The following is a 26,353-nucleotide window of genomic DNA, read 5'->3' as shown; positions in this document are numbered from 1 at the left end:
CTCATCGCAACTACGCCTCGATCTCGCGGCGCCTGCGGTCGAAGACTTGGACAGCAACGGGATCTTGATCCACAAGTCGTTCGTAGAAGGCTGGATCATCGGCCCACTCCGGGAAGGACACGATCGGTCGTTGGTCATCGGCCGAGAGCCTGACGTAGCCGAGCTTCCAACCCGCCGGAATCGACCCGTCGACAACATCGAACAGGCTCGCAGGCATCCAGGTGGGCCAGTCGAGGCGGTCGTCGTCGATGACGTAATACCACCCCGTGCCGAGGAAGATTGTGAAGGCGAAGACCGCGTAGGAGTCTCCGATGGTGAGGGGGAACTCGGTCGCGCGGTCGTAGCCACGGCGCGTGTCGATGTTGGCGGCGGGCAGAGACGCGCCGGTATTGGCGATGCAGCGAACGATCATTTGACCTTGAACTCCACGTCGAGGCCGGTGTCGAGGTTTCGGAAGTAGTGGACCGTGACGTTCGAATAGTTCCCGCGAAGGACGTACTGTATCTTGACCCAAGTGCCCTCGCCGTAGTTGGCAACGAGCCTGGGTGTATCGGCGAGATTGTCCATGATCTCCCGACCAGCGCCTTGCTTAGCGGCGTCGAGCGCCATCTGTTGGGGAAGGTTCTTCGGGATTGCGTCCGCGATGGGGCCCTTTAGGACCTGAGCTGCCTCAGGAACGGTTTCTGCGGCGGTCGCTTCGGTCGATGACCTCTGTGCCCATTTTAGGATGCGGGCGAGTTTGGGGACGGCTCCTTCGAACATTCTTGAGGCTTTGGTGCCGAAGCCGCCAGGCACCGCAAGAGTGGCGAGGAAAACATGCAATTGGGCATTGTCTGCGTACTCAGTGTCGAAGTCGACGCCATGCTCTTCGAGGAGCTCGGCGCTCCTCTCGCTAGGCGTCGTGATGGACGGGTTGACCAGGTCGGCGATCTTAAGGGTCAGGCCGATGCCGGTGGTGTCTTCTGCAGTCTCGACGAGATTCTGAGCCAGGCTGCCAAAGTAGTCTCCCGGGTCGCCGAGGGGCTGGGAGTCGTGGATTTCGCAGAGAGCCGGGAAGCGACGGCAGTAACGAAGGTGGCTTCCCGCCGCCTCGGGGTTCTCGGCACGGTTGAGCCCGCTGGGGTCTGATCCGGAGATGGGGTTGTTGCGTGAGTAGGTGTAGGGGTTGAACGACTGTGGATCGCCCGGGTTGAGCATGGGGTCTGGGGTGGTGAGGGTGTTGAGGTTGGGGGTGTAGTTGCGTTGGTCGAGGCGTAGGTCGCCGGTCGGGTCGTGGGTGTGGTTGAGGTAACCGGTCTGATTGGCGGTGACAGGAGGCTTGATGGAGGTTAGGTCGCCGTAGGGGTAGTAGGTGGGTCGCTCCATGTCGCCGTCGGCTGTGCCGCTGGTGCCGTGGTTGTAGGTGAGGCGGATGCTGTCTTGGGCGTCGGCGGTGAGCCAGGTCCATAGGGCGTCGTGGTTGGTGCCGCCGGTGGCGTTGCTGGCGGTGGTGGTGGTTTCGGTGGCGATGGGTGTGCCGCCGGGGGTGGTGAAGGACCGGACACTCTCGGTCTTGCCAATGCCGGTGGTGCGGGTGATCTCGGTACCGTCGGCTAAATGGACGGTGGTGGCTTCCCGGCCGACCTCGTCCAGGTCGGGGCTGAAGATGCGTCGGGCGAAGCGGGTGCCGTCGGCGTTGTAGGCGTAGGACTCGGCGTCGCCGAGCAGGCCGTTGACGCCTCGCTCTGCTTGGGAGCGTGTGAGTTGTCCGAGATGGTTGTAGGTGTAGGCGTAGGCGGTGTTGTTGAGGAGGCCGCTGATGATGCCGGCGCCTTCGTCGGGTGACCAGTGCTCGATGCGGCCGTTGTCGTCGTTGACGATGACGCCGGGGATGGGCATGGCGTTGGGCCAATTGAAATTTGCGCCGAGCGTCTGGTGGGTCAGTTTGGTGGTGTGGTGAGGCCGTAGGCCATCGTCGTTGGTGTTGGCGTCCTCGGCGAGGTAGTTGACCTCGAGGGAATCGGAGCCGAGGAGGGTGGTGTGGAGGTTGTCGATGACCTTGGTGAGCCTGTCGCCTTGGTGGTCGTAGGTGAGGTCGTAGGTGGCCGGCACCGGGTTGAGGATGGTGGGGTCGATGTAGCCGACTACTGAGCCAGGTGCGTTCTGCGGGTTGGTGCAGTTGATGTCTGCGCCGGTGCGGGCATGGGTGAGGCGGTTGAGTCCGTCGTAGTCGTAGCACCACACGCCAGGATGGCTGGCGAAGTCAGGAGTGCTTTCGGAGTAGCCCGTGATCCTGGTCGGGTTGCCACCGGCGTCGTATTGGTAGGACAGCGACAGCGCCAGGCTGGCGGCGTTGGGTTTGCCGCCGTCTGGTGGGGTCAGCACGGTGGCTCCGATGTAGTCGAAACGTCCGGTATCGGCTGCGAGGTTGTAGGTCCTCGTGAGACCGGTGACCAATGTCCCGGTCTGGGTGGTGTCGGTGTACTCACCGGACGTGATCGTCTCGGCGTTGCCGACGTTGCTGTAGGTGAACTGCGCGAGCCGGAGCGGGGGGCCGCTGGACTCGATGAGCCGCATGGTGCGCAGGCGGGCGCCCATGGTGTAGGTGTAGCCGATGCTGGCCGCGGGCAGGCCCGGGACGGCGGGGTAGTTGATCTGCGTAGGTTGCCCGGCTGCGTTGTAAGTGGTGGTGGTGGTACGGGTGATGGTGCCGGAGGGGTTCTCGTCGGTGATCCAGCCGGCGTAGCTCTCGCTCGTCGAGGTGGGCAGGCCCTCGGTGTTGTACTCGAGAACCTGGTTGGTGTGGGTGTGTGCGGTCTCCAGCGGGACCAGGGGTGGGCGGATGCTGTCGGCGACGTCGTGGCTGATGCTGGTCACCAGGCCAGCGCTGTTGTCGACGGTGGGGTCGTCGTAGGTCCACGACGTGAGGACAGGGAGTGGGTCGGCGTTGGGGTCGGTCTCGTCGACTACGCGGGTGGGCCGATTAAGGTCGTCGTAGTTGGTCGTGATTACCGATGTGGGGTGGTTGACCGTGGGGTGGAACTCATCGTTGGGCGGGAAGCTGAGGGCGTCTTCCTTGGTTCCGATCTCGCCGGTGGTCACGGTGCGGGGGTTGCCGGCATCGTCGTAGGTGGTGGTGGTGACGCCGGTGTCGGGGTCGAGGGCCCAGATGCGACGGCCGACTAGGTCGTAGCCGTAGGACCATTGGTAGGGCACGCCATCGATGGTTTTGGTGGCGTGGTCGAGCTCGCCGCGGGTGGTGTAGGTGTAGCTGGCGGCGTCGTCGGGGGTGTCGGTGACGTCGGTGGTGTCGTGGAGTTCCACGGCGGTCGGGCGGTTCCACACATCGACCGACGTGAGGGTGTTCCCACCGGTGGGCGGGTCCGTGATGGTTTTGTCGCCGCCGTACTGGGTGCCGCTGGCAGCAACGACGCTGCTGAAGGATTTGTCGTGCGCGAGGGTCGGGCGGCCGGCACCGTCGAAACTGGTTTGGGTGTAGCGCACGACGGTGGACATGTCGGCGTCGAAGATGTCGGTGAGGTGGGTGCCGCCGTCGGTAGCAGGCATCGTGTAGCGGGCCAGGCCGCGTTCGTCGTAACCGGTGGCCGTCACGATGGTGTTGGTCGGTGCTTCCGGTTGCGGGAGGTGGGTCTCGACCTGACGGCCCCAACCGTCGTAGAAGGAGTAGGAGTCGTCGTAGGTACTGACGCCGGAGCTGTTGACGCTGCGCAGCGTGCGGGTGCGGACCTTCGAGGGCGTGGCTGGGGAGTTGGTATAGATGTATTGCACGGATGGGTTGCTGGTGCCGACCTGGCGAGGGTTATAGACCTCTGTGGCTTGGCCCAGAGGGTTGTACTTGATCTGGGTGTGGCTGCCGTTGGCATCGACCACCTCGGTCGGGAAGCCGCGTCCGGGGTCAACCGTCGTGACGCTGACCTCGTGGGTGCTCGACCGTGCGGGGTTCAGTACCGCTATCTGGGCGACCCGCATGGACGTGACGGCCTCGGGACTGACGGGGTCGTCGTCGGTGGGGTCCGTGTCGTTCGGGTCGGGGTTGTAGGCAGTGCGGGTGGTCAGTTCATGCTCGGTGTCCCCGGGGCCGACGGTCTTGGTGAGGCGACCGTAGGTGTCGTAGGAGGCGGTTGTGTGAATGACGTCGCTACCGGTGACAGGATCGCCATTGGGGGTGGTCCAGGTGTCGGTGGCGGTCCGCAGGCCACGGGTCAGTGAAGTGCCGTCGTCGTAGGTGACGGCGGATCGGCTGACCATGTTGACGGTGCTCGTGTCCAGGGTGGGGCAGTTGCCGGTGTATCCCTTGGTCTCGTTTGGGACGCGGATCCAGGCAGTCGAGTTGGACTGGTAGCGGGTCATCTCACAGCGGTCATCAGCAACGCCGGTGTCGCCGTGGTCCCACACCGACCGCAGCGCACCGTTAGTGATGTCCAGTGACGACGTCGGCCATCCCGCCGGCGCCGAGGAACTGTAGCGGTAGTAGCCGTAGTCGATGATGTGGGTGCGGGAGCCGTCGCGCGCGCCAGCCTCGTCATAGACCGCTGTGTGGGTCTTGACGGTCTTGGGCACTCGGATCCTGGCGGCGTCGGTGGCTGGGGTCTGGTCGGTGCCGACGGTGAGGATCAAGTCGTAATCGGTGTAGGTCCGCTCGATGAGGGTGCCGTCGCCGTTGAAGGTGGAGGTCTCGGCGGTCAGGCCTTCGAAGTCGTTGCGATCGAGCGGCTCAGCGGTGGTGGCGTCGTCGGTGCCGTCGTCGGCGAACTCGTCAGTGTCCAGATGCACGTTGTCACGTGGCAAGGCGGGGTTGTTGACCTGCGCGACCGTTTTAGGGGCCAGATTCATGCCCCGGAACCGGGTGATCTTCTGTCGCGCGACGTCGGAGGTGCCGTCGCCGACCAGGGTTCCGTCGTTGTTCGCCGCGCGGGTGTGGATGATCGTGTTTTGATAGCCGCGCCAGTCGCTCCACGACTCCACGTCGGTGGGAACGTTCTTGGAGCCGGCGAACCGCCACGCCGGAGAGCCCTGATAGTCATAGTCGTAGACGCCGACCTTGCCCAGCGACACCGCGCTGGTCGGAGTCCCCACCCTCAGCCCGAGGGTGTCATCACCCACAGCCACGCGGGTGACGACATACTTCTGGTACCAGCTGGTCACCACGTTCGAACTCGCGGGAGCGTCCGGGTCGTGGGACAACTCAGCGAAGCACTCCCGGGTGGTTGCGTTGGGGGAGTCCGGGGCGATGTCGACGCCGTTGGGATGAACGATCGCCCAAGTGCACGCCTTGGTGGTCTGGTGGCCATACGTCACGTCGAGTCGTCCGCCCGTCTCGTTGCGCACCGACGCGATCCGGAACTTCTCATACAACTCCGCCCCCGAAGCGCGGATCTGGTTCGGTTTCGCGACACCGGTGAACGTCAGCGCGGGAAGGGCTTGTGATCCGGTGCCGGTGTAGCCGGTGAGGGTAATCGACTTCAGCCACAGGTCCGCAGGACTGGTCCCGGCACCAGTTGCGTCCGGGTCCGGGAGGCTGTAGCCAAGGTCGTAGACATCCACCGTGTCCCAAGTCGTGTCCGGAAGCCGGACGCTGGTGGTGACCTTGGAGTAGCGCTGGGTGGTGAAGAACGAGGGACCGGTCGCGCAGCCGGGTTCTCCCTGAGCGTTGCAGATCAGGTCTGTCGGCACGTCGGGCCACGCGTCGGGGTTCTGCGTAGGGCCGTTGCCGCCCGTGCAAGCCACCGGGGGGGTCTGCATCTCGAGGGTGCAGCGGTTGCCATGGTCGAAGACAACCTTCATGTGCGGTGTCTGCTGCTGGGTGCTTCCGGTGGACTTGAAGCCGTACTCCACGGTGTCCAGCAGCCCGCCGCTGACATACGAGGTCGGAGCGGCGACGGTGCCTCCGAGGTAGTACTTGTTGGTCTCGGGGGTGTAGCTGTATTTGATGACGTTGCCCGAGGGGTCCACTACCCGGTCCAGGTTCCACCGCCACGCCTGCGAGCAGGACGTTAAGGCGTGGCAGGGCTCGCCGACGTCGTTGCCGAACACCGGCACCGTCCATACCGAGTGGGTAGACTCGGCGTAGCCGAACCAGTACTGCGTTCCGTCGGGGGTGTTGACCCGGAAGCCCTCGTCGTCGTTGTCGGCGTTGTCGACCGAGCTGTTCGAAGGACCGTTTGTCCCGTTGAACCGCTGGATGCGCCAGCCTGGGTCCGACTTCAACCGGAATCGGTCCCCAGCCCCGGTCGGGATCAGCCGCGCGACCTGACCGTTCAGGGACAGCGTCAACTCATCGACATAGGCACCGCCCTCGGTGTGCCAGCAAAAGTCGTCATTGTCGGAGCTGTTCAGGCCGTGATCGTCACGGCAACTGGCGTAGGAACGGGAGACGTAACCGGGGTCCAGGGTCCAGCCCACGCCGGCCGGTGAGGCCTGCCCGTTAGTCGCCTCGGTCAGCCCGTCGACCGCGGCCGAGGAGTACACCATGCTCAGGTCCGGCGCTGCGCCGCCCACGCTCGGTGGAACCTGGAAGCCGTAGGAATAGGAGAACTCCCCCGACCCCGGACCGACCTGCCACTCCCCTGCCGGCGAGATCGGCGTCGGGCCGTACGCGCCCGGCGCGGAGGACACCGCATACACCACTCCCCCACCGGCCGGATCCGATGCGACGGCCGACGTGGCGAGAGCATCGAAGTTCAGCGGAAGCGAGTCTCCGCCGGAGAACCCCGAGCCCTCGGGGCCGTCAGCGCCGCTGGGACCCGCGGGGTCGGCAGAGTCTCCGTTGGTTGACCCTGCCTGCTCGGCCAGCGAGTCGGCGAGCTCCTGGTCGCTGATCGTGACGAAGTGCAGCAGTTCCTCTGCAGTGTTGTTTGTCGCTGGGACCGGCACGCTCTGGGCACACTCGGGCGCATCTGGTGTAGTCGCGTAGCACGCCGGGTAGGCGCGTACCTCGAGCCGGTCTGCCCAGCCGCCGCCGAACAGCTCATCGAAGCTCGAGTAGTCCAGTCGCACGCTAGCGCCGGCCACACCCGGGGCCATTGCTGCGGCATCTTCCGGCGTCACCGACAGCAGCAGATCACCCTCAGAAAGGTCCTCGGGGCGATCCCAAGAGACCTGCACGACCGGGTCAGTGGATGCCGCAGTGTCTGTGCTGTCCGTCGAGGGGACGTCCGTCGGTCCGGCCGGGTCCCGAGCCGGATTGCTTGGTTCCGTGGTGGGCCCGTCGGTCGGCTCGTCGGTGGGCGTGTCAGTCGGCCCCTCCGTCGGAGTCGTCGGGTTCAAAGACCCCGACACCGCTCCTTCGGGAACCTTTACCTCGATCGGCAGATCCGGGACGTCGGTCCACGTCGGGTCGGCCTCGACCTGCGACACCTGGTCCGCCGGTACATCGATCAACTGATTCGACAAGGAGTCCACTGTGTTGGCCGGGTCGTCGATGACCGGTAGCTCCTGAATTGGAACTCCAGTCGCACCCGGAACGTCATGGTCGGGAACGGTGGGATCCGTCGCGGCAAAGGCCGCCGGTGCCATGACGCCAGAGACGTCCTCGGCCACAGACAAACCAGCGGCGATTACCGCCAGCGACAAAGACGCTGCAAGCCGACGACGCATCCGCGAAGTCCTTCCATGAGAAAGTGATGCCGCCAACCTTTACCGCCGCGAGCCGCTGCATGCAGCCGAATGACGAAAGTAGTCAACACACTCTTGACGGGACCGCCGCGACTGGGTGGAGTCTGGGCGCGCCGGTGGGCGAGACGACGCACCGGATCTCGCCGACCAGGCTGCAATCCGGTGCGCACCAGTCCACCAGCCCCACCCGCCTAAGACTGCGTCGGTGCCGACGGCGAGGTGATCGTGAGGATGTCGCCCCCATCGCATTCCAGCGCCTGGCAGATCGCGTGGCGGCACGATCGGTTAGAAGGGTTCTGTGAGCCAGGAATCCGTCGTATGTGCGGGTGACCAGACGTCGATGAGTACGTCATGCATCCCGCGAGGAACGGTGCGGCTCATCTCCTGTGGTCGCTTGCACTGGATGGTGACGTTGACGATTCCTGCCACAGTCGGCGCGCTTGGGCCGGTTCACGTCGGTCGGCGTCGGCACGGTCCAGACGGTGCACGGCTGCCACCGCAGAAGCTGAGCTGGTGGCGTCGATTGCGGCAGAACTGGCCGCGTGCAGGGTTTCCGCGACAGGCGGGGGGAGGCGGACGGTGCGCTTGGCGAGGATGTCGGCGGGGGAGACCCAGACGACGTCGCCCTCGGCCGGCGCTGTGGCCACACGGGCCTCGACGTCGTTGTGGGCGCGTTGCGACAGGGCGCGGGCCGGGCCGGCGAGGCCGGGTGCGTCAGCCTTCTCGGCGACGACGTGCGCGAGCTCGGATCCAGCTTCGATCGCGCGCAGGGTGGCATGCACGGCTTGGGGCAGTCCGGGGCGGCCGGCAATGGCCTCGGGGTTGGCCAGGGTGGTCTTGTCGTGCGTGATCTGGCGATACGCAGCCCGGACCTCTGCGGCCGCGCGGGCCAGTGGTTCCTCAAGGCGTGCTCCTGGGGGAGAGAGGTCAGCCCAGCGGCTCGCCAGGTTGCTCCAGGACCGGCCGGCCTCGGCGATGGCAGGGACCAGACGTTCGGAACGCTCGAGCACGCCGGCTGCAGCTGCCGCGTCGACGAGCACCATGCTGGCGCCGGCGATCAACCCTTGGGTGCGGGTGATGAGCAGAATGTTGGACGGTTGGAGGTCCCGGGCCAGCGCCCGGTGGGTCTGGATGTCCCAGTTGGCCAGTGCTTGCGCGAGCCGGTAGGGGTCATCGACGGGAAGCAGTGTCTCGCCGGAAAGGGCTCGGGTGAATCGGTCGGTCAGGTAGCTGCGGGCGGTGTTCTCGCAGGCCGACATCCGGTCGATCCAGACACCGGTGGGGGCAATCGCGTAGGGGGAGCGGTTCTGCGCGAGCTGGATCCGGCGCCCAGATCTGAGGGCGTCGTTGACGCGGTCGCGGCCGTGCTCGTGGAGCGCGACGCTGATGGCGACGTGGGTGTGCAGGTCCGGGTCGCCGGCCCGGGAGTCGCGGTGGGTGAACGCGGTGGCGACCAGGCCGCGGACGTCGGCCTGGCGAACGCCGTTGGTGCCCTGGCGGGTGAACAGCGCCTTGGACTCGATGAAATCCAGGGCGTCCTTGATTGCAGCCCGGTGGGCCCGCTCGATCACCGCGGCGGTTGTCGGGTCGGCGATCGCCCACAGGACCGAGACGCTCTTGACCGGCGAGAAGGTCAGGTCGTACCCGGCCACCGCGTTGGTCTTGGGGCGGGAGTGCTTGGCGATCGTGGCGGCCAGCTCGCGCGCGTCAATGGGCTCGCGGTCGTGCTCGGCGCGGAAGAACTCGGCTGCGACCTCGGTGCGGGCCTTGGCCCGGTCGGCTGCGGGGACCGGCCAGTCGCCGGGCAAGCCGACGGCCTCGTTGAGGGCCGCGAGGCGCTTGGCGACCTCGATCCGGAAGGGGCTGATGTCGTTCTCGTAGACCTTGTAGGGCGTGCCGAGTTGGCGGGCGGTCTTGTAGTCGGCCTCGGTCAGCTGGTCGGCGCCGTCGCGGCCGATGCGCAGGTCCAGGTCTTTGGTCCGCTGGGTGGCCAGCGGGTGATGGCCGGAGCCGAACAGGCTCTGCATGTGGTCGGCCGTGACGATGTCGCCGGCGTCGAGACCCTCCAGGCCCTCCAAGCCGGAGCCGATCCACACGCCGGGGGTCTCGCCCTTCTCGGTGTAGTAACTCGCCAGGCCGGTGTGGCCCTTGTCGGTGGCGTCCAGAGCTGCGACCTGGCGGGTCAGGTAGTCGTACCCCGACCCGGCCGTCAGCTTGTGAAGGCTCATCGTCACGGTCACCTACGTGCGCGCGGGCGTGCGCTGCGATCACTTCCGGCCGGAGTTGTGGTGTGTTCTTTCTATTTGGCGAACCGAGAATGCAAGAGGTGTGTGGCACTTGGAAATTCGCGCAATCTGAGGGGCGTGGGTGACGGTTGGGACGTCGGCTTCGGATCGGGTGGGGTGGACGGGGCGAGGAACCGGGTCTGAAGGTTTCTGCGGTTCTGTGACCGCTCGGGGTCCGGGAAATGCCGTAGGTGACTGTCAGAGTCCATATCGACGCGAGTGAGGACCGGATGAGTCAGCAGACGATCAAGCAGCAGGCGCGACGTACGGCGCGGGAGATGGCCGAAAAGCGGCGCAAGCAACGCGAGGAGCGGGAGCGCCGGGTGATCGACCTGGCCGAGCGTGTCATGGTCGCGATCGGTGAGCGCGACGCGGCGATGGCTGCGACCGAGAAGCGTGCCGGCGAGGCGCTGCGGGAGTTGACCGAGCGTGAGGGCATGCCGCTGGGTGAGGCCGTCCAGTGGTGCGGCGAGACGATCACCGTGCGCGAGGCGACGCGGCTGCGGCGACTGGCCAGTGAGTCCCAGGCCGACGATGGCCGCGAGCGTGACAGCGCGCAGACCGGCGACGCTGCATCGGTCGCCGGCGCTGGGAGTGGGCGAGCGGGTGCCGGTTCGTCGGTTGGATGACGCCGGTCCCGCTGCGGTTGCTGCCGCGAATGCCGATCCGGCCGTGCTCGCGCGGTACCGGGAGGCGGCCACGGTGCCGGGAAGCGACGGGGGTGACTATCGCGCACCCGTACGCGTTCGCGGTGATGGACGGAGTAGACACGCTCGCGGAGGCGCGGCTGCTCGGGCATTGGTGTCACAACCCGCTGTGTGAGCGGATTCGCAGCGGATCACGTCGTGGTGTCGAGCGCGGTGCAGAATCCGAGTGGTCGGTGCAGCGGCGGCTGCGAGACAGCCCGCTGGCCCGATCCGCGCGGGCCGCGACGGCGGGCGCGGGAACTGCGCAACCTGGCGCGTAAGGACCCGTAGCTCGACGCGGGCGGACGAGACCAGGGGGTGTTCAGGTGACGAGCGGGACACGATCCCGGTCGGGGTCAATTGGAAACCCGGCGGCTAAGACCTCGGACGATCGTCCTACGTCGCTGACCTGGACACCGACGCTGACTAACCGGGCTCGTTCGGCGGCTGGCTTGCCCAGGCGCTCGAGCTTCACGCCCGGCGCTCGCCCGACAAGCGCGGGTGACAAGCATCCCACCCTGGTCAGGGCGACCCGCAAGTGCTCAACAATACGCACAACCTGCCCGCATCGACGATCGAGGCAGTCGATGACGCGCTCGTAGCCGACCGTCGCGAGCTCGGCCGGATGCTTGCCCGCTCGGCGTTCGCCCAGGAGGTAGTGATCGTCGGGCCGGGGAGGCCCGCCAGCGGCTGGCCCGCGAGTTGCCGCCGCCACCGCTGCAGCTCAGCAGCCGGCCGCCGCGGCGCCGGCGTGCCCGGTAGCCGGCGAGGACGACGCCAGCAGCCGTGTCGGCACCTCGCTCTCGCGTGCTTCCCAGCGCCCCGATCCGGTACCCGTGAGCCGATCGGGCGCCTTTTCGGGCCATGGGTGATCTCCCGCCGAGCCGGCAGCCGAGCTCGAGCGGTGCAAACGACTTCGGCCGATGTGATCGCTGCCGGGCCCGGATGACACCTAGGTGACTGCGAGATCAACGTCTCGCAGTCACCTAGGAGGAAGCCATGTCCCCTACCGTCCTCTTCGCCGACAACCTGGCCGAGGCACCGGCGCTGCACCACACCCGGGAGAGCAAGACGTTCGTCACCTGCCGCGTCCGGGTCAACCGCCGGATCCAGGACCACCAGGGGGAGTGGGTCAACGACGAGCCCACCTCCCAGAACGTCAAGATCGTCGGCTCAGCGGCCACCCGCGTACACGAAAGCTGCGGATCCGGTGACCCGACCTTTGTCCACGGCCTCGAGTGCACCGAGAGCTGGCCGGACGAGGAGACCGACGAGAAACGCATCAAGGACGTCGTGGTCGTCGACAACCGCTTCGGCGAGGTCGGCCCCCCGCTCAAGTACGTGTCCGCGTGCATCGACCACGCCCCGCACGCGGCCTAGGCCAGTTGAGGAGACTCGCTCCGATGGATCTCGTCGTTCAGTCCCCGGACGAACTGCTCGCCGCGGTGCCGCACGTCCTCGGCTTCAAGCCCGAGGAGTCGATCGTCCTGGTGCCCTTCCAGCCCGGACTGCCGATCACACGCGTAGACCTGCCCCTGACCGCCGCCGATCGCGAGGAGGTCTGGGATGCACTCAGCGGCCCGTACGGCCGCCACGCCCGGCCCGGTGCCCGCCTCGCCATCGTCTGCATCACAGAGGACCGTCGCAGCGCCGAGCTGGCCAGCGAGCACCTGTCCAACCGGCTCCGGGACGTCGGCATCACCACCCACATCAGGCTGTGGTCCGACGGCGAGCGCTGGCGCGAGTTCAACACCAACCAGACCGGGTTGCAGACCTCGTCGACCGCTCAGCGGATCGCGGCTGCGACCGTGTTGACCGGCGCCGCCCAGCCGGCCGACAGCCGCGAGTCCCTGGCCGCCTCCATGGTCGGCGACCGCGAGCCGGTCGCCCAGCTGATCCCCTCGGCCCGAGCGGCGTCCGCGACCAGCACACCCGATGCGGATCGGGAGTGGGCCCTGGGCCGGCTGGAGCAGTTCCACGCCGACGGAAATCGGCTCTCAGACGTCGACGGCGCGCGGATGCTGGTGGCCCTGGAGACGATCAGCACCCGGGACGCGCTCTGGGAGAGACATGAGTCGGGAGAACTCGACCTCCCACATGGCCATCTGGACCGACCTCACCCGCCGCGGTCCGGACGAGGTCCGCGCGGCGCCGGCCTCCATGCTCGGCTTCGCCAGCTGGCTGCACGGCGACGGCGCTAAGGCTTGGTGCGCGCTCGACCAAGTGCCCGCCGGCCGGTCCTACTCCATGGCCGCCATCGTCGCCTCGGCCTTGCAGAACGGCATTCACCCCCGCGAGTGGAAGCGCAACCAGACCCAGATGCGCGACATCACCACCGAGCTGGACGAGACCTTCGTCCCCAAGCCACCCGGTCGCCAGCGCGACATCCCGGGCACGCAGCCCGTCACCGACCGCCCAGCGCCGGGCCGCCGAGGAGGACCGCGATGAATCACGACGACGCCACCTCGGTGCAGCTCAGCGCCACCGAGCGACAGCTGCGACGCCTAGTCGTGCCCGAACCCGCGGCTTACGCCCGCGACACGCGCTTGGACATCATCCACGAACCCGCTCTCGACCTGTTGGGGGTTTCGAATGACTAGCACCTAGGACCAGAAACTCCGTCAACTGATGGCAAGTATTGTGGACGCAACCATGCGGGACATGAGTCTATGCGCAGGTCAAGTGCCATTTGTTGTAAGCCAGTGTCAAGGGTCGTCAACCGCGCACGGTGTGTGGGGCGGCATCGGAGGGTTGTTATTTTGCCCTGATGGCACGGACTCTCCGAAGAGGGCAGTGCCGCTTCGTGGGCGAGACGCTATGAAGCTGCCGTGAGGGCGTCGACGTAGATCTCGAGGTCTGATCGTCGGACGAGGCGCGTTCGGTCGATGTGCACCGAACGCAGCTCACCGGACTTGAGTAGTTCGTAGACTTTGGAGCGACTGATGCTCAAGTACGCAGCGACCTCGGGCACTCGATACAGCAGCTTCTCGTTCATCTCTCTCTTCTCCTCCACGTGAGGGCTGATTCGACAGTCACCTATGTGCGACGGCCGTGCTCGTGCGATCACGTACACGTAGCTTTCTTGCTCGTCGTCCTCGACCGAGGCGGTCCGCGGGGCGGAAACGTCAAACGTTTCCGCGATATCGAACGCGGCACTTACCCGCGGTTCTGGATTCGGCTGAGTGCGTCGAGGTTGCGTTGGTCGGCGTCGGGGAGGACATGAAGGTGCGGGGGAGAGGGCTGAAACTCTTGGTCGAGCGAGTGCCCGCTAATGTCGAATAGAGCGAACCTAGATGCGAGAGACTTGGAGCCTTCTCGAAGGGAGATCTCCGTGTTGGACCCTGCTGATTACTACTGGACTGAAGATCTGGGACCGGCTGCCTGCGTGACCCTTGTTGCAGGCAGCACCGTTGAGGAAGTCTTGGAACGGTTCGGTGCGGACGCGTCAATCATCCTCGAAGGCGAGGACGCCTACGGCGGGGGCAGCAAGTACCCGGCCAGCGTCGCCGCCGTGGACGTACCCGGCGGTGTGGTGGCAGTCGAGGACAACGGTTACGAAGGGTCGCGCCCTGAGGTGCTTGCACGGCTCTCCGCGGGCGGATCTGCTGCGAGCATGTTCTGGAATGTGAACGACGACAACGCCTTCAGTTGCGCAAGAGACGGTCGACTTGTGGCAACGGTAGATATGTACGACGCCGAAGACCCAGACGGGGTCGACCTCCCCGACGAGTTGACTGAGTTGTTCGCACGAGCAGGTGACGACGAAACCGATATGTGGGCTGTGGGGTTGGCGATGGCTGCTGAGTTCACCGGTGTACGCGTCTCCCGCGAAAGCATGCGAAACCTCGCCGTTCACCCGGTCCGACACCGCTGAGGCCGACGCCTTCGCGCACGCTACTGCCGCTCGGTGTGCGCGCGGAGCCGCACGCTACTGCCGCTCGGCGTGCGGGGTCATGCCGAACTGCGTGCGTTTCGTGATGGCATCATCGGCGTTGTGGTCGAGGATCTCCTGGGTCGCAGCCTCGTCGCTGTGGAGCGGCTGTCGTGGGACAGCGTGGGTGATCTCGGCAGGCGGGACAGAGGTCCGGCGCGGCTGGTCTTCGACACCGGTCACGCTCTCGTGCTCTCAGGCACGACCGCTTGGACCCTCGACCTGCAAGTCATTGAGCCCGGCGACGATTCGTGGCTGGGCGGCTACGACTACGAGTTAGACGGCGGTCGCTGGGTCCTGCGCGATGCGGCGTTGGAGCCTCCGTTTGCTGACGTGCTGGGTACCAAGCTGACGGCCTGGCAGCCGGTCTTCGACGAGATGAACGAGGTCATCGGCATACGTCTTGTGTTCGGCGAAACCGAGGTTCCCCTGATCCTCGACGGCGGCGAAGTCACCACCTAAACAGACGACCTCTACTGCCGCAGATCGTGCGCGGCTCGGGGTGCGGACGGGCACGATGACAGGTGAGTTCCGAGGGTTGGCCTAACGGCGGCGTCGCAGCATCCACAGACGCACTTCCCAAGCGGTGGCGGCAAGTATGCACAGCACGAAGGCGTAGAAGCTCCATATGATTGAGGCGAGCCCTGCCATGTCGTTCCGCCCGGTGTCGCCGATCAGCTCCACTGGGAAGAAGGCTTCGCCGATGATGCCGGCTAGCGCACAGATCCCAAGCGTGCCGATGCCGTAGAGCGCCACTCGCACACCTAAGGGCGAGGCGGTCTTCGACGCTCTCATTGCCACGTATCGATGGTAGAGCGACGTCAAGGTTCATTCCGCGGGTTCGCTCAACGCTCGCAAGTGCCGCCGCTGCGTGCTCGCGGAGCTGCACGCTACTGGCGCTGCGCGTGCGCGGTTGTCGAACTGAGTGCGCTTGAACCTTGGCGGTGGGACAGTGTCGCCATGACGCAGGGCGGTGGGTTGGAGCGTCGGCGGGTTCTGCGGCGTCGCACCGGCATGCGCAATATCTCGGTCGCGTTCCTGATTCTCACCGCACTCCTGGCGGGTTGCTCGCACGAGGACGACGGCGGCGACAAGGTCGAAGACTCTCTTGTCGACCGGACATCCGCCTCTGACACCGCAGTCGCATTCATCAGCGAAATAGCCAAGTACGACTACGAAGCAGCGCGGGCCTACGTCGCCAAAGCAAGCCTTACTGCGTTCGAATACCTCGCGGACGCGTCCGCCTCCCTCCCGGCTGCGCCTGACCGGAACGACTCACGTGCTGATGACCTGTCAGCTGGCGACGAGCAGGTCAAGGGTCACGACGCGACCGTCGTGATTCTCGGCAGGTTGTGCAGGCCCGCGGGAGACGGTGAGCAGTGCGTCAATAACAGTGACCCCGCATCCACCAACCCCATCTTCCTCGTCCATCTGACTCGCCAGGACGACACCTGGTACGTCTACTTCCCCAGGCCTGATGGGCACTCAGTAGGAGGCTGACGCGAAACGCACGCTACTGCCACTCGGCGTGCGCGGTGTCGCACGCTACTGCCGCCCAACATGCGTCGATGCTCGACAAGTCGGGGCTTACTGAGACCCCAGTCGTGGTCGAATGGATACATGGCTGCACCCGACCGCAATCCGCCCCGCTGCACTTCGGAGATCCGGCGGGCGGCAGGCACTGGTCGGCCGAGCGCATCCCGGTCGAGGACGGTGACTCGGCGGATTACGCGATCGCGGGCGAGTCGCTGACCTTCTCGTGGGACATCGGCGTCACCGTGCCGCTCTGGGACGCCGACGGACTCCTGCCCGAGGACCCGAGATGGCTACGGAGAGCTCTCGGGGTCAGCGATGGATTGATCATCGATCTAGATCGATGGGGTCGGGACATGTGCCGGATTGACGAGGGCCTGGTCCCCTACACCGAGTCGATGGAAACACGTGCGAACGACCTCATGGATCGGCTTCGGCGCGAGCTCGCCGGTCGGCTCACGGTGACCTACGCGCCTTAGCTCGCCGCACGCTACTGCCGCTCGGCGTGCGCGCGGAGCCGCACGCTACTGCCGCACCGTGTGCTTGCGGTTGCAGAGTTGCGGACGTTGATTGCGATGCGAGTCCGGTAGGCCCGATCCCGGTAGCCTCGTGGGCATGTCAGACCTAGCGTCGAGGCACCGTGGCTCTCGGTGGCCCGCCGTGTTGGCATTGGGCACCGTCATCGCTCTACTTGCGTGGCTCTTTGTCTCCTGGGTTGTTCTGGGCGTCGTCGATCGTCGGGTCTGCTGCACGGACAGGTGACATCTGATCTGCGTCGATGTGAACCGTCCGGAGTGAACCGCCCAGACTCTCTTGGACGTTTGACTCTGAGATCTGCGAACGGCTCGGTTGCGCGAACGGGTGCCGGTCAGGGTCGTTGGTTGATGGTGCGGAGGATGCGCTTTGAGGGAAGAGGAGTTCGGTCTCAGTCCTCAGCGGTGTAGGTGAAGCGGTCGGCCTTGACGGTGGGGCTGGTTCCGCTGGCGCTGCGGACGCGGATGTTGCGGATCCCGGCGAGGTTCGACTGGGGCGAGGTGGCGGTGATCTGGGTGGGGGAGTCGACGTGGAAGAGGGCTCGTCCGGCGCTGCCGAAGACGACGCGGGTGGCGTCGGTGAAGTCGGTGCCGGTGATGATCACGATGGTGCCGCCCTCGATGGGGCCGGTGGCGGGGGTGACGTCGGTGATGGTCGGCGCCGCGGCGGTGTAGGTGTAACGGGCGGCGGTGACGACGGGGCTGGTGCCGCCGGTGGAGGTGGTGACCCTGACGTTCCGGACGCCGGCCGTGCTTGCGTCGGGTGCGGTGACGGTGAGCTGGGTGTCGGAGTCGATGTGGACGTCCTGGGCGGGACCGGCGGTGCCGAAGGTGACGGCGGTGGTGTCGGTGAAGCCGGTGCCGGTGATGGTGACCTCGGTGCTGCCGGTGAGTGGGCCGGTCGCGGGGGAGATACGGCTGATGGCGGGTGCGGTGCCGGTGTAAGTGAAGAGGTCGCTGGAAGTGGCCTCGCTGACACCGTTGGGGGTGGTGACCCAGATGTGGCGGTCACGGATCGAGGTCGAGGGTGGCGCGGTCGCGGTGATCTGGGTGTCGGAATCGATGGTGAAGTCGGTGACGTGGCCACTGCCGAAGTCCACAGCCGTGGCCGCGGAGAAGCCGGTGCCGGTGATGGTGACCTCGGTGCCGCCGGTGATCGGACCCGACGAGGGAGAGATGCTGGTGATGGCAGGCGGATAAGCGACCACCGAGACTGAGCCGTTGCTGTTGCCGGTGTAGACCGTGTGCGTGGTGGCGTCGAGTGCCACTGCGAACGGTGACCCTTCCAATGACACCGTGCTCACGACGGTGTCGGACATGCCGTCGAGGACGAGGAGTGTCGAGTCGTCCTGGATCCCAACGTAGACCTGGTGATTCGTCGGGTCCACGGCCACACCGGCCGAGGCCACCCCCGTCGGCACGGTGGCAGTCACGACGCCGCTGGCGCCGTTGATCACGGAGAGCGTGTTGTCGAACGCGTTGGAGACGAAGACGGTGTGGGTCGTCGAGTCCACGTCGATTCCCAAGGGACCGCTGCCGACGGCGATCGTGGAGGTGAGGGTGTTCGTCGCAGCGTCGACCACCGACACCGAGTTGCTGGCGATGTTCGCGACGTAGACGGTCTCAGTTGACGGGTCGACCGCCGCTGCAACGGGGGTGGAGCCGAGTCCGACCGGCACGGTCGCCTCGACCGTGTTGGTGTCTCCGTCGATCACGACGAGCGTGCCGTCGTCGGGGCTGGCGACGTAGACGGTGTGGGTGGTGGGGTCGACGGTCAGGCCTTGGGGAGATTGAGCAAGAGGAATGGTGGCGGTCACGGTGTTGGTCGTGCCGTCGATGACCGAGACGGACGGACCGCGGTTGTTCGCGACGTAGACTGTGTGGCTCGTCGGGTCGACATCGACCGCGCCCGGCCGGCTGCCGACGGGGATCGTGGCAGTCACGGTGTTGGTGGCGCCGTCGATCACCGACAGCGTGTCCGCGAACTGGGTGGATGCATAGATGGTGTGGGTGGACGAATCGACCCCGACCCCCAAGGCTCCGTTGTCGCCGACCTGCACGCTCGCCACCAGCGACGGGCCGCTGTCGGCCCACGCTGCCTCCGGCGCCGTCAGACCTAAGGCGACCGGCAAGGCGACGGTGAGGATGACAGGCAGATGAGTGCGACCACGGGGGGAGATGCGCATAGGGAGGCTTTCCGTTCGTTCTCAAGGCCGCGAGTCGCGGGCACCCTGCGTGCAAGCACGCTGATTCGCCGGTCGCCGGGGGAGTGGCACCGCGCGCGACGGGCTTCGTGACAGCTGGCGTGTCCAGATGACGCCACTGATGCAACCAGAGTTTCTTTACTTCCGCGCCCGTTTTACGAAAATCTCCTCGCAGGCGCCACCTCGACGCAGATCTACATGTCACCTGCCTCCGTCAAGCTCACGGCGGAGCGACGCAGGCGCTGTAGTCGGCTAGCGACTCTTCCTAGCCAAAATGACGATGGCCCCGGGGGGCTGCTGCACGGATAAGGTGACATCTCGTCTGCGTCGATGTGTGTCGGCGGTGGAACGGTGGCATCGTGCCGAAGCCGTTTCTCAAGGAGTTCCGTGCGGATGTGATCCGGGTGTACCGCGACTCGGATGGCTCAGGTCGCGAAGGATTTCGGGAGCTCCTCCTCGTGCTTGAAGCGCTGGCTCACGATCGATGAGCGCCAGTCCTCGACCTCGTCCGCTGCCTCGCAGGGCGAGCCTGATTCCGACTCGCTGCGTGAGGCGAACAGGCGGATCAAGCTGCTTGAGCAGGAGATCGAGGTCTTACGCCGCGCGACCGCGTATCTGTCGCAGGCTCATCTGCCGGGAAAATTAGGTACCCACTCGTTCGCGAGCTGGCCGCCGACAAAACTCCTGTCGCGGTGACGTGCCGGGTGCTGAAGATCGCTCGCGAGCTCTACTACCGCTGGGTGAAGTGCCCGGTCACCGACGCCGAGCTCACGATCGCCTGCCGCGCCAACGCATTGTTCGACTCCCACCGCGACGACCCGGAGTTCGGCTACCGGTTCCTGCTCGATGAGACCCGCGAAACCGGGGAGCCGATGGCCGAGCGGAACGCGCGGAACATCTGTTCTGAGCCGGGTTGGTGGTCCGCGTTCGGCAAGAAGCGCGGACGTAACGGCAAGAAGCCCGGGCCACCGGGCACGACGACCTGGTGATGCGCGACTTCACCGCTGAGGCCCCGAACACCCTGTGGCTCAGCGACATCACCGAGCACTGGACCCGCGAGGGCAAACTCTACTTGTGCACGGTCAAGGACGTGTACCCCAACCGGATCGTCGGCTATTCCATCGACTCACGGATGAAGTCGCGGATCGCGGTCGCTGCCCTCGACAGCGCCGTCGCCCGCCGCAACGCGGACGGTTTCGATGTGGCCGGGTGCTACACACCGACCGCGCGTCGCAGTTTCGTTCCAGGAAGCTGGTCAACCAGCTCAACCGCCACGACATGGTCGGCTCGATGGGCCGTGTCGGAGCTGCCGGCGACAACGCGGCCATGGAGTCCTTCTTCAGCCTGCTGCAGAAGAACGTCCTCAACCGCCACGACTGGAACACCCGTGAGGACCTGCGGATCGCGATCGTTGCCTGGATCGAGGGGACCGATCACCGACGCCGTTGCCAAGACGCGCTTGGCCGGTTGATCCCGGTCGAATGCGAGTTGATCATGAGCCCGACCGCCACCAAGGCGGCCTAACCGAAACTGGCACCGTTCGCGCAGCAGACCCCTTCTTGTTGCCGACGCTATGAGACCGGCGCTTCGAAGCCACCGTGGGTGAACGTAGGTGGTCGCAGCGACGCTGTTAGACCAGCCTCGCGAACACGACGGTGTTGCTGAGGTACCCCAAGTCGGGGTCGTAGGTTCCTCCACAGGTAATCAGACGCAGCTCAGCTCGAGACGTACCACCGTAGACCTTCCGGGTCGGGAACGTGGCCTTGGCATAGCTCTTGACGCGGTCCACGATGAAGGTAGCCACAGAACCGTCTGCCCGGCTGACCTTGATTCGATCGCCCGGGCGCAGGTCTCCCAAACGGTAGAACACCGCTGGCCCATCGCTGCTGTCCACGTGTCCGGCGATCACCGCTGGCCCGAGCTGGCCGGGGGTGGGCCCTGGGCGGAACCAGCCCGGTAGTAGCGGGTCTTGGGGCACTTCGATGGTGCCGTCGCTGGCCAGGTCGAGCGGGACGATGCTGCTTGCCTCGACGTCGATGCCGGGGATCGACAAGCCGATCGGTCGGGAACCGGGCAGGAACGCTCCGAAAGACGGCTGATCGCTTGGTTTGCTGTGCGCGTGCGGCGATGTTCGGTGGTGAGATCGGCCAGGCGCTGGTGGGGGGGCAGATGATGGCGTAGCGGACTGTCGCGCTGCCACGACCAATGTGAGCGCCGCTGTTATGAGCAGGAGCACGGCGACCGTCCGGAGGTGCCCCTTGAGACGGTTGCCGTGCACCTGGTCGACCATCAGGGCTTGTCGCGACCCGTGCGTCGCGATGCGGCGCCAGCACCGACTGCGGCCACGAGCAAACCACCGCCGAGGAAGTACAACGCGTTGTTTCCGTTGCCCTGCGCGGTGCCGCCCATCCCGGTGTCTGCCCCGCCGTCCGGTGCCGCTGAGAGCACCCCGCAGATGGCCGGGTCGGTGGCTTCGGTGGGGAGCTTGGGATCGAGGTCACTCTTGGCGTCTCCGTCGTACTTACCGTCGCCGTTGTAGTCGACGCCGTGGATCACCACGACCGCTTGACCGTCCACGATGGCTTGGGCAACCTCTTCGGAGACCTGAATGCTGCCCCGCTCGTAAGTCAACTTGCCCCCGGGGGCGGTGTCGTACCGGTCGACTGCCAACGTGCTGTCGGGGCTGGTGTCTCCGGTCTTGGTCAATGCGACGACGACCGGGCCGTAGGCGGGTCCGCCCTCGGTCGTGGTGAGGGTGCCGCTGCCGTCGGTGTCCTCGCCGGCGGTCGGGCACTCGTGGCGCGCGTCGGCGCCGAAGTGGATGTGGGCGGCGTGCGGGTTGTCCGGCAGCAGACCGCTGGCAGCCATCGTCACGTCGATTCGGGTTCCGTTCACTTCTACCATCGCGGTGCCGCTGGCATGGACGCCGTTGAGGGCGACCGGCTCGAGATTTGCCACTGCATCTCCATCGGCGGCAGATGCCGCTGCGATGCCGAGGAACGGGGCGAGCGCAATGCTGGCGATGGCCGCTGAGGCTAATGCAGGTTTCATCATGGTTGTTCTCCAATCCTGGAGCCGACCCATGTAGTCGACCGCTGAGTTCTCGCACTAGTGATTCGTGGCGAGACGCTCAACGGATTGGGGCGACGTGCCATCGGTCGGCACGTGCCCCCGAGGTGGTTCGCATTCGTCGATGTGCACGTGGCGGTAGCCCGTTCATGGGCGGATTCGGTTGTCACAGGGAACGGGCTTTTCGTCGTGGCGAGGCCAGAGCCTGACCCGGTTCCGGACACGTTCGGTTGGTTGATCGCGCCGCCGGTTCGGCGGTGCTGTGAAGGGCCTCGACCTGCGGAGGGCTGAGCATGTCCAGGCTGGTGTGCCGGCGACTTCCGGGTTGTACCAAGCCTCGATCCAATCGAGAATCGAGCCCAAGCTCGTCCAGTAGCGTGCGACACCGCGCACGCCGAGCGGCAGTAGCGGACGGTCGGCATACTCAGGTCGTGGAGTATCACGAAGCGTTTCCGGACCTGGCTGGCGTCTATCTCGAAGACTCATGGTCCTTGAGGTTGCTCCATCGACGACCGGCGTGTCATTCCGCCTTGAGGTCGTCGTGACCCCGGGCCACCCGCGCTACCAACATCCAGCCGCAGGCGAGCAGCACTGCTACCTCGGTGGCTGGCTGACGGTGCGCAGCAGCCAGCCGATTGACGCTGACCTGAGTGGCGCGGCTCCCGCCACAGATGCATCCGGAACCCAAGACCTCGGCAACATCGACCGCTTCGCTGTCGGTCCCGATGAGACGTGTCGACGGTTCGTGGGGAACGGTGCGGGTGGGACACCCGGAGGTGTCCCTGCGCTTCGGGTGAAGGGACGCGACCTCTACTCGGCAGGATCGCGCGCGCAGAGCGGCAGCAGCGTGCACGGTTAGGGAGCCGTCGGCAAGAGCACCGTCACTGTCATCAGTCCTGAATGCAGGCAGGCGGCCGGCCATGACTCGCCCACCGCGCCGTGGTTCCCGTCGTAGCAAAGGCGCAACTGCCCGCCTGCCTGCTCGACGAGGGACCGCACGAGGGCGAGCCCCAGCCCCGCGCCGGGTCGTGCCCGTGCCTCGTCGGCGCGGGTGAACCGCTGCGTCGCGCTCGCCAGCAGCTCTGACGTCATCCCCAGACCTCCGTCGCTGACGACGACGCGCACCCAGCCGGGGTCGGGCTGGTCGACGACCACGCGGATCGGCGGCGCTCCGTGCGTCGCTGCGTTGTCGAGTAGGTTCGTCAGGATGCGTTCGAGTTTGACGTCGGAGAGCCTGACGCTGTGGGTCGTCGCGGTCTCGAGGTCAACGTCACGCTCCGCGACGACCCGTCGCGCAACTGCACTTATGTCGCCCGGTTCGTGCTCGGCCGTGACCGTCGCCAGTTGGAGCAGCTGCTCGGCGAGCCGGGCGAGCCGGTCGAGGTCGAGCTCCAGCTCGCCGAGGATCCGTTCGTGCTCCTCGACCGACCGCGACCGGCGACGGGCGAGCTGTACCCGGCTCTTGAGGAGGGTGATGGGGGTGCGCAGCTCGTGGCTCGCTTCCGCGACGAACTGCCGTTCCCGCTCCAGCGCACGGTCCAGGGTCGCGAGCATGTCGTTGAAGGTGTGGCCGAGCCGGGTGACCTCGTCGTCCCGCAACGGGGGGACGTCGAGCCGTCGCTCAGGCCCTCCCGTCGCGATGGCTGCGGCGCTGCGGCGGTAGCGTTCCACCGGCCGCAGGGCCGCGTGGGCCAGTCGCTCGCCGACGAAGGCCGTGACCAGCAGCGTGCCGATGCCGGCCAACGACAGCTGCAGCAGGAGCTCGCGCAGCGCCTCGTCGCGGTGGTCGCGCCGTTCCCCCACGAGCACGTAGTGGTCCGGCGCGGTCTGCGCACGGACCACCTGCACCCGGTAGGGCGCGTGGGAGGCGGGAAGGAAGGCACCCACTTCGAAGGTCTGCGGCGACGTGCCCACCCCTGCGAGCCGGCGGGCGTCCAGGAAGCTGGCCGGGGATGCTGCTCCGCCGCTGTCGATGACGTGTCCGTCGGCGTCGAGCACCTGCCACGCCACGCCGGTGGCGTCGGCCTCGGCCGGTCCGGCTACGCGCCCGTCCGCTCCCACGAGCGGCTGGATGGTCCCGAGCGCCTCGGACAGCTCGGCGTCGAGGTCCTGGTCGAGGGCGTACTCCACGCGCCAGTAGACGAATGCGCCCGCGGCGAGGAGGACGAGGAAGGTGGCCACCGAGAATCCCGCGACGAGCCTGAGGCGCAGCGGCAGCCGCGCCATCCGGGCTCCCCACGGGCTCACTGTGGAACCCGCGGTGCGTCCACCCGGTAGCCGACCCCGCGGAGGGTCTGGATGGTGTCGGTCCCGAAGGGTTTGTCGATCTTGGCTCGGATCGCGGCGAGGTGCACGTCGATGACGTTGCTGCGCAGGTCGGTCTCCCCGTCCCAGACCTCGTCGAGGATGGTGAGCCGGCTGACCACCTGTCCCGTGCTCGCCACGAGCAGGTGGAGGATGTCGAACTCCCGCGCCGAGAGCAAGATCTCCACGCCCCGACGGGTCACTCGGCGCGACACCGGGTCGACCACTAGGTCGCCCACCTGCACAGGCGCCTCGCCGGCGAAGCTACCCCGCCGGTAGAGCGCTCGGAGGCGCGCGAGCAGCTCGTCGAGGTCGAAGGGCTTCGGAAGGTAGTCGTCGGCGCCGGCGTCTAGCCCCTCGATGCGGTCGCGGACGTCGCCGCGCGCCGTCAGCATGAGGATCGGGGTCGCGATGCCCAACCCGCGCAGCCTGCGGGCGACGCTGACGCCGTCGCCGCCGGGCAGCATCCAGTCCAGCAGCGCGACGCCGTACCCGGGGTCGGCCAGCAGGCGTTCGTACGCCGCCGGCCCGTCGTGGACCACGTGGACCGTCCAGCCGGCCTCCAGGAGCGTCTCCTCGAGCACCGCTGCCAGGCGGACGTCGTCCTCGGCCACGAGGATCCTCATCCCGTGGTCCTTTCCCCGCGTCGCCACACGTGCCAGTCGCCGTAGGTCACCTGCTCAACGTAGTGGCGTTGCAGGTAGTGCTGCGCTCGTGCCACGTCGAGGCCCCACGAGGCGAGGCTGGTGCCGGACACCACCATCCAGCGCGGCGCCTGCGGTCCGGCCATCACTCGACGCAGGGCCCGGAGCCGGTGGTCGCGAACCTTGACCGGCAGGCTCCACAGCTCGGGGTAAGGACTGTGCAGTCCGCTTCCAATGACGATGTCGGGGCAACCGAACGCGACCACGACGCCGTCGCCCGGGCGTGCGTGCGCCCGGAGATAGGTCTCGACCAGCGCGTCCTGGCTCGCCACGACCGGGGTAGTGAGCAGCACCCCCCACGCGACGACGGCGGCCACGACGGCGTAGCCGATCATGGCTCTCAGGAGCCGGCGGCCGCGAAGACCCGGGCGCGCGACGGCGACGAGGAGCACCAGCCCGGGGACCATCCCGGTCAGGTAGTGCAGCCAGTAGCTGCCGCCCCCCAGCACGCCGACGACCTCCCAGGCCACGAAGGCGAGTGCCGGGACCGCGAGCACGGAGCGGCGCCTGTCGCGAAGCACGGCTGCGGCGGCGACCATCAGCACGAGCGCTGCCCCGCTGGCGACCAGCGCCAGCCCGAGGTGCGAGAGCCGCAGCGGCGTCGACGCCGTCGCGGACGAGGCGACAACGCGGGCCGCGTGCAACCGGAACATGACCACGGCGTCCCACAGGCCGGGGGCCGGGGTGCCCCGTGCTGCGGCCGCGGCCACCGCCGCAGCCAGGACCGCGAGCGCGCCCGTGGTGAACCCGACGAGGCGCGCCGCCGTCCCGGGCATCCGGTGGCGGGTGACGAAGAGCGCCGCCGCGGCGAGCACGAACACGTCGATCGCGTTCTGCTTGACCAGGGCGGCGCTCGTCGCCGTGGCGCCCGCGCCCGCGGCGAGCAGGACCGCACGGCGTCCCTTGCTGTGGAGCAGGGATTGGACCAGGAGGCAGGCACCGGCCAGGACGAACGGCACCGCGAGGACCTCGCCGTCGGCCTCCGGCATCCCGAGCAGGGGGCTGCAAAGGAGAGCTGCCGCCAGCGTCGCGACCATCGCCCGGCGGCAAACGCCGTCGGTCGCGACCACGTCGGCGAGCCGGCCGGCCAGCAGCACGGACACGCCGCCGGCCACAGCGCCGAGCAGCTTGACGCCCGAGTCGAGCGGACCCAGCGCCGAGGTGGTGAACGGCACGAGGTGCGCGACGAGCGCGTAGATGCCGATCAGCAGCGGCGGGCGGTCCACCCAGTAGTTGCCGTAGAGCGAGGTGCCGTGCCCCCATTGCTGCCCGAGCAGCAGGAAGCCGCTCTCGTCGTTGGTCAGCGGGCGGTCCAGGAAAGGGAGCCAGGCGCCGACGCAGACGGCCGCCGCCAGCAGCACCGGCCAGTGGTCGGCCAGCACGCGACGTCCGGTGGCGACCTTCCGGCTCATGGTCCTCCTCGACAGTGGCTCCCACCGTGTCGCAACCTAGGGACCAGGACATGAAGCACGGATGAAGGTCGTCTTCAT

At 66.9% G+C, this 26,353-nt stretch carries 20 protein-coding genes and 1 pseudogene; 10 read left to right on the top strand and 11 right to left on the bottom strand.

Translation table 11 applies throughout. The annotated features are described in order from the left end of the window. Positions 1-10 precede the first annotated feature (10 nt). The 3 genes from ACAX67_RS10385 to mobF all read right to left on the bottom strand — a co-directional run bounded on the left by ACAX67_RS10385 (position 11) and on the right by mobF (position 9,842). On the bottom strand, positions 11-412 hold the full coding sequence (locus tag ACAX67_RS10385; protein ID WP_370703773.1) for a hypothetical protein: 402 nt from the start codon (positions 410-412) through the stop codon (positions 11-13). Next, positions 409-7,596, bottom strand: coding sequence for an RHS repeat-associated core domain-containing protein (locus tag ACAX67_RS10380; RefSeq protein WP_370703772.1), 7,188 nt, complete (start codon positions 7,594-7,596; stop codon positions 409-411). The genes ACAX67_RS10385 and ACAX67_RS10380 overlap by 4 nt, the downstream gene beginning before the upstream one ends. A 395-nt stretch (positions 7,597-7,991) precedes the next feature. After that, positions 7,992-9,842 (bottom strand): MobF family relaxase, encoded by a 1,851-nt coding sequence (mobF, locus tag ACAX67_RS10375; RefSeq protein ID WP_370703771.1) that lies wholly within the window; start codon positions 9,840-9,842, stop codon positions 7,992-7,994. A 287-nt stretch (positions 9,843-10,129) separates the two neighbouring features. On the opposite strand from mobF, the gene ACAX67_RS10370 reads away from it, so the two are divergent. The 5 genes from ACAX67_RS10370 to ACAX67_RS10350 all read left to right on the top strand — a co-directional run bounded on the left by ACAX67_RS10370 (position 10,130) and on the right by ACAX67_RS10350 (position 13,185). Beyond that, on the top strand, positions 10,130-10,528 hold the full coding sequence (locus tag ACAX67_RS10370; protein WP_370703770.1) for a hypothetical protein: 399 nt from the start codon (positions 10,130-10,132) through the stop codon (positions 10,526-10,528). Positions 10,529-11,584: 1,056 nt separating this feature from the next. Then, entirely contained in the window at positions 11,585-11,965 is a 381-nt protein-coding gene (locus tag ACAX67_RS10365) for a single-stranded DNA-binding protein (protein ID WP_370703769.1), read from the top strand. 23 nt (positions 11,966-11,988) lie between these two features. After that, positions 11,989-12,786 carry a DUF4192 family protein gene (locus tag ACAX67_RS10360; protein WP_370703768.1) on the top strand — a complete coding sequence of 266 codons (798 nt, stop codon included), beginning with the start codon at positions 11,989-11,991 and terminating at the stop codon, positions 12,784-12,786. Further along, positions 12,683-13,033 carry a DUF4192 family protein gene (locus tag ACAX67_RS10355; RefSeq protein WP_370703767.1) on the top strand — a complete coding sequence of 117 codons (351 nt, stop codon included), beginning with the start codon at positions 12,683-12,685 and terminating at the stop codon, positions 13,031-13,033. Before ACAX67_RS10360 ends, ACAX67_RS10355 begins: the two co-directional genes overlap by 104 nt. Beyond that, entirely contained in the window at positions 13,030-13,185 is a 156-nt protein-coding gene (locus tag ACAX67_RS10350) for a hypothetical protein (protein WP_370703766.1), read from the top strand. The genes ACAX67_RS10355 and ACAX67_RS10350 overlap by 4 nt, the downstream gene beginning before the upstream one ends. Before the next feature lie 215 nt (positions 13,186-13,400). Here the strand turns inward: ACAX67_RS10350 and ACAX67_RS10345 are convergent, their stop codons facing one another. Further along, positions 13,401-13,580 carry a helix-turn-helix domain-containing protein gene (locus tag ACAX67_RS10345; RefSeq protein ID WP_370703765.1) on the bottom strand — a complete coding sequence of 60 codons (180 nt, stop codon included), beginning with the start codon at positions 13,578-13,580 and terminating at the stop codon, positions 13,401-13,403. A gap of 336 nt (positions 13,581-13,916) precedes the next feature. Between ACAX67_RS10345 and ACAX67_RS10340 the strand changes: the two genes are divergently transcribed. Both ACAX67_RS10340 and ACAX67_RS10335 read left to right on the top strand, forming a co-directional pair. Beyond that, positions 13,917-14,459, top strand: coding sequence for a DUF6461 domain-containing protein (locus ACAX67_RS10340; RefSeq protein WP_370703764.1), 543 nt, complete (start codon positions 13,917-13,919; stop codon positions 14,457-14,459). 33 nt (positions 14,460-14,492) lie between these two features. Further along, the gene (locus ACAX67_RS10335; RefSeq protein WP_370703763.1) at positions 14,493-14,978 is read left to right on the top strand and encodes a hypothetical protein; all 486 of its coding nucleotides are present in this window, start codon (positions 14,493-14,495) and stop codon (positions 14,976-14,978) included. Positions 14,979-15,059: 81 nt separating this feature from the next. Here ACAX67_RS10335 and ACAX67_RS10330 read toward each other — a convergent pair whose 3' ends face one another. Then, on the bottom strand, positions 15,060-15,272 hold the full coding sequence (locus tag ACAX67_RS10330) for a hypothetical protein (RefSeq protein WP_370703762.1): 213 nt from the start codon (positions 15,270-15,272) through the stop codon (positions 15,060-15,062). A 204-nt stretch (positions 15,273-15,476) separates the two neighbouring features. Here ACAX67_RS10330 and ACAX67_RS10325 point away from each other — a divergent pair, with 204 nt between their 5' ends. Beyond that, positions 15,477-16,016 (top strand): hypothetical protein, encoded by a 540-nt coding sequence (locus ACAX67_RS10325; RefSeq protein ID WP_370703761.1) that lies wholly within the window; start codon positions 15,477-15,479, stop codon positions 16,014-16,016. A 68-nt stretch (positions 16,017-16,084) separates the two neighbouring features. Beyond that, the gene (locus ACAX67_RS10320) at positions 16,085-16,528 is read left to right on the top strand and encodes a hypothetical protein (RefSeq protein WP_370703760.1); all 444 of its coding nucleotides are present in this window, start codon (positions 16,085-16,087) and stop codon (positions 16,526-16,528) included. A gap of 446 nt (positions 16,529-16,974) precedes the next feature. Here ACAX67_RS10320 and ACAX67_RS10315 read toward each other — a convergent pair whose 3' ends face one another. Further along, complete coding sequence (locus ACAX67_RS10315) at positions 16,975-18,714, bottom strand: IPT/TIG domain-containing protein (protein WP_370703759.1); 1,740 nt, start codon at positions 18,712-18,714, stop codon at positions 16,975-16,977. Between the two features lie 431 nt (positions 18,715-19,145). On the opposite strand from ACAX67_RS10315, the pseudogene ACAX67_RS10310 reads away from it, so the two are divergent. After that, positions 19,146-20,310: pseudogene (locus ACAX67_RS10310) on the top strand (IS3 family transposase). A 106-nt stretch (positions 20,311-20,416) separates the two neighbouring features. On the opposite strand, the gene ACAX67_RS10305 reads toward ACAX67_RS10310, so the two are convergent. From ACAX67_RS10305 to ACAX67_RS10285, 5 genes are all read right to left on the bottom strand, one after another. Continuing rightward, positions 20,417-21,076 (bottom strand): class F sortase, encoded by a 660-nt coding sequence (locus ACAX67_RS10305; RefSeq protein WP_370703758.1) that lies wholly within the window; start codon positions 21,074-21,076, stop codon positions 20,417-20,419. Beyond that, positions 21,076-21,840, bottom strand: coding sequence for a GVDTG sorting domain-containing protein (locus ACAX67_RS10300; protein ID WP_370703757.1), 765 nt, complete (start codon positions 21,838-21,840; stop codon positions 21,076-21,078). The genes ACAX67_RS10305 and ACAX67_RS10300 overlap by 1 nt, the downstream gene beginning before the upstream one ends. A gap of 870 nt (positions 21,841-22,710) precedes the next feature. Beyond that, on the bottom strand, positions 22,711-24,102 hold the full coding sequence (locus tag ACAX67_RS10295; protein ID WP_370703756.1) for a sensor histidine kinase: 1,392 nt from the start codon (positions 24,100-24,102) through the stop codon (positions 22,711-22,713). Then, positions 24,099-24,785: a response regulator transcription factor gene (locus ACAX67_RS10290; protein WP_370703755.1), complete on the bottom strand. Its 687-nt coding sequence runs from the start codon at positions 24,783-24,785 to the stop codon at positions 24,099-24,101. The genes ACAX67_RS10295 and ACAX67_RS10290 overlap by 4 nt, the downstream gene beginning before the upstream one ends. Next, on the bottom strand, positions 24,782-26,275 hold the full coding sequence (locus tag ACAX67_RS10285; RefSeq protein WP_370703754.1) for a hypothetical protein: 1,494 nt from the start codon (positions 26,273-26,275) through the stop codon (positions 24,782-24,784). Before ACAX67_RS10285 ends, ACAX67_RS10290 begins: the two co-directional genes overlap by 4 nt. Positions 26,276-26,353 lie beyond the last annotated feature (78 nt).

This window comes from Nocardioides candidus (genome assembly GCF_041321175.1).
Taxonomy (GTDB): Bacteria; Actinomycetota; Actinomycetes; order Propionibacteriales; family Nocardioidaceae; genus Nocardioides.
Note: the sequence above shows the minus strand (reverse complement) of the source record. Positions and strands in the feature narration are given on the sequence as shown.

Excerpts from the sequence above, each read along its gene's own strand:
- ACAX67_RS10385 (WP_370703773.1), bottom strand. The coding sequence starts at position 412 with ATGATCGTTCGCTGCATCGCCAATACCGGCGCGTCTCTGCCCGCCGCC.
- ACAX67_RS10380 (WP_370703772.1), bottom strand. The coding sequence starts at position 7,596 with ATGCGTCGTCGGCTTGCAGCGTCTTTGTCGCTGGCGGTAATCGCCGCT.
- mobF (WP_370703771.1), bottom strand. The coding sequence starts at position 9,842 with ATGAGCCTTCACAAGCTGACGGCCGGGTCGGGGTACGACTACCTGACC.
- ACAX67_RS10370 (WP_370703770.1), top strand. The coding sequence starts at position 10,130 with ATGAGTCAGCAGACGATCAAGCAGCAGGCGCGACGTACGGCGCGGGAG.
- ACAX67_RS10365 (WP_370703769.1), top strand. The coding sequence starts at position 11,585 with ATGTCCCCTACCGTCCTCTTCGCCGACAACCTGGCCGAGGCACCGGCG.
- ACAX67_RS10360 (WP_370703768.1), top strand. The coding sequence starts at position 11,989 with ATGGATCTCGTCGTTCAGTCCCCGGACGAACTGCTCGCCGCGGTGCCG.
- ACAX67_RS10355 (WP_370703767.1), top strand. The coding sequence starts at position 12,683 with ATGGCCATCTGGACCGACCTCACCCGCCGCGGTCCGGACGAGGTCCGC.
- ACAX67_RS10350 (WP_370703766.1), top strand. The coding sequence starts at position 13,030 with ATGAATCACGACGACGCCACCTCGGTGCAGCTCAGCGCCACCGAGCGA.
- ACAX67_RS10345 (WP_370703765.1), bottom strand. The coding sequence starts at position 13,580 with ATGAACGAGAAGCTGCTGTATCGAGTGCCCGAGGTCGCTGCGTACTTG.
- ACAX67_RS10325 (WP_370703761.1), top strand. The coding sequence starts at position 15,477 with ATGACGCAGGGCGGTGGGTTGGAGCGTCGGCGGGTTCTGCGGCGTCGC.
- ACAX67_RS10320 (WP_370703760.1), top strand. The coding sequence starts at position 16,085 with ATGCTCGACAAGTCGGGGCTTACTGAGACCCCAGTCGTGGTCGAATGG.
- ACAX67_RS10305 (WP_370703758.1), bottom strand. The coding sequence starts at position 21,076 with ATGGTCGACCAGGTGCACGGCAACCGTCTCAAGGGGCACCTCCGGACG.
- ACAX67_RS10300 (WP_370703757.1), bottom strand. The coding sequence starts at position 21,840 with ATGATGAAACCTGCATTAGCCTCAGCGGCCATCGCCAGCATTGCGCTC.
- ACAX67_RS10290 (WP_370703755.1), bottom strand. The coding sequence starts at position 24,785 with ATGAGGATCCTCGTGGCCGAGGACGACGTCCGCCTGGCAGCGGTGCTC.
- ACAX67_RS10285 (WP_370703754.1), bottom strand. The coding sequence starts at position 26,275 with ATGAGCCGGAAGGTCGCCACCGGACGTCGCGTGCTGGCCGACCACTGG.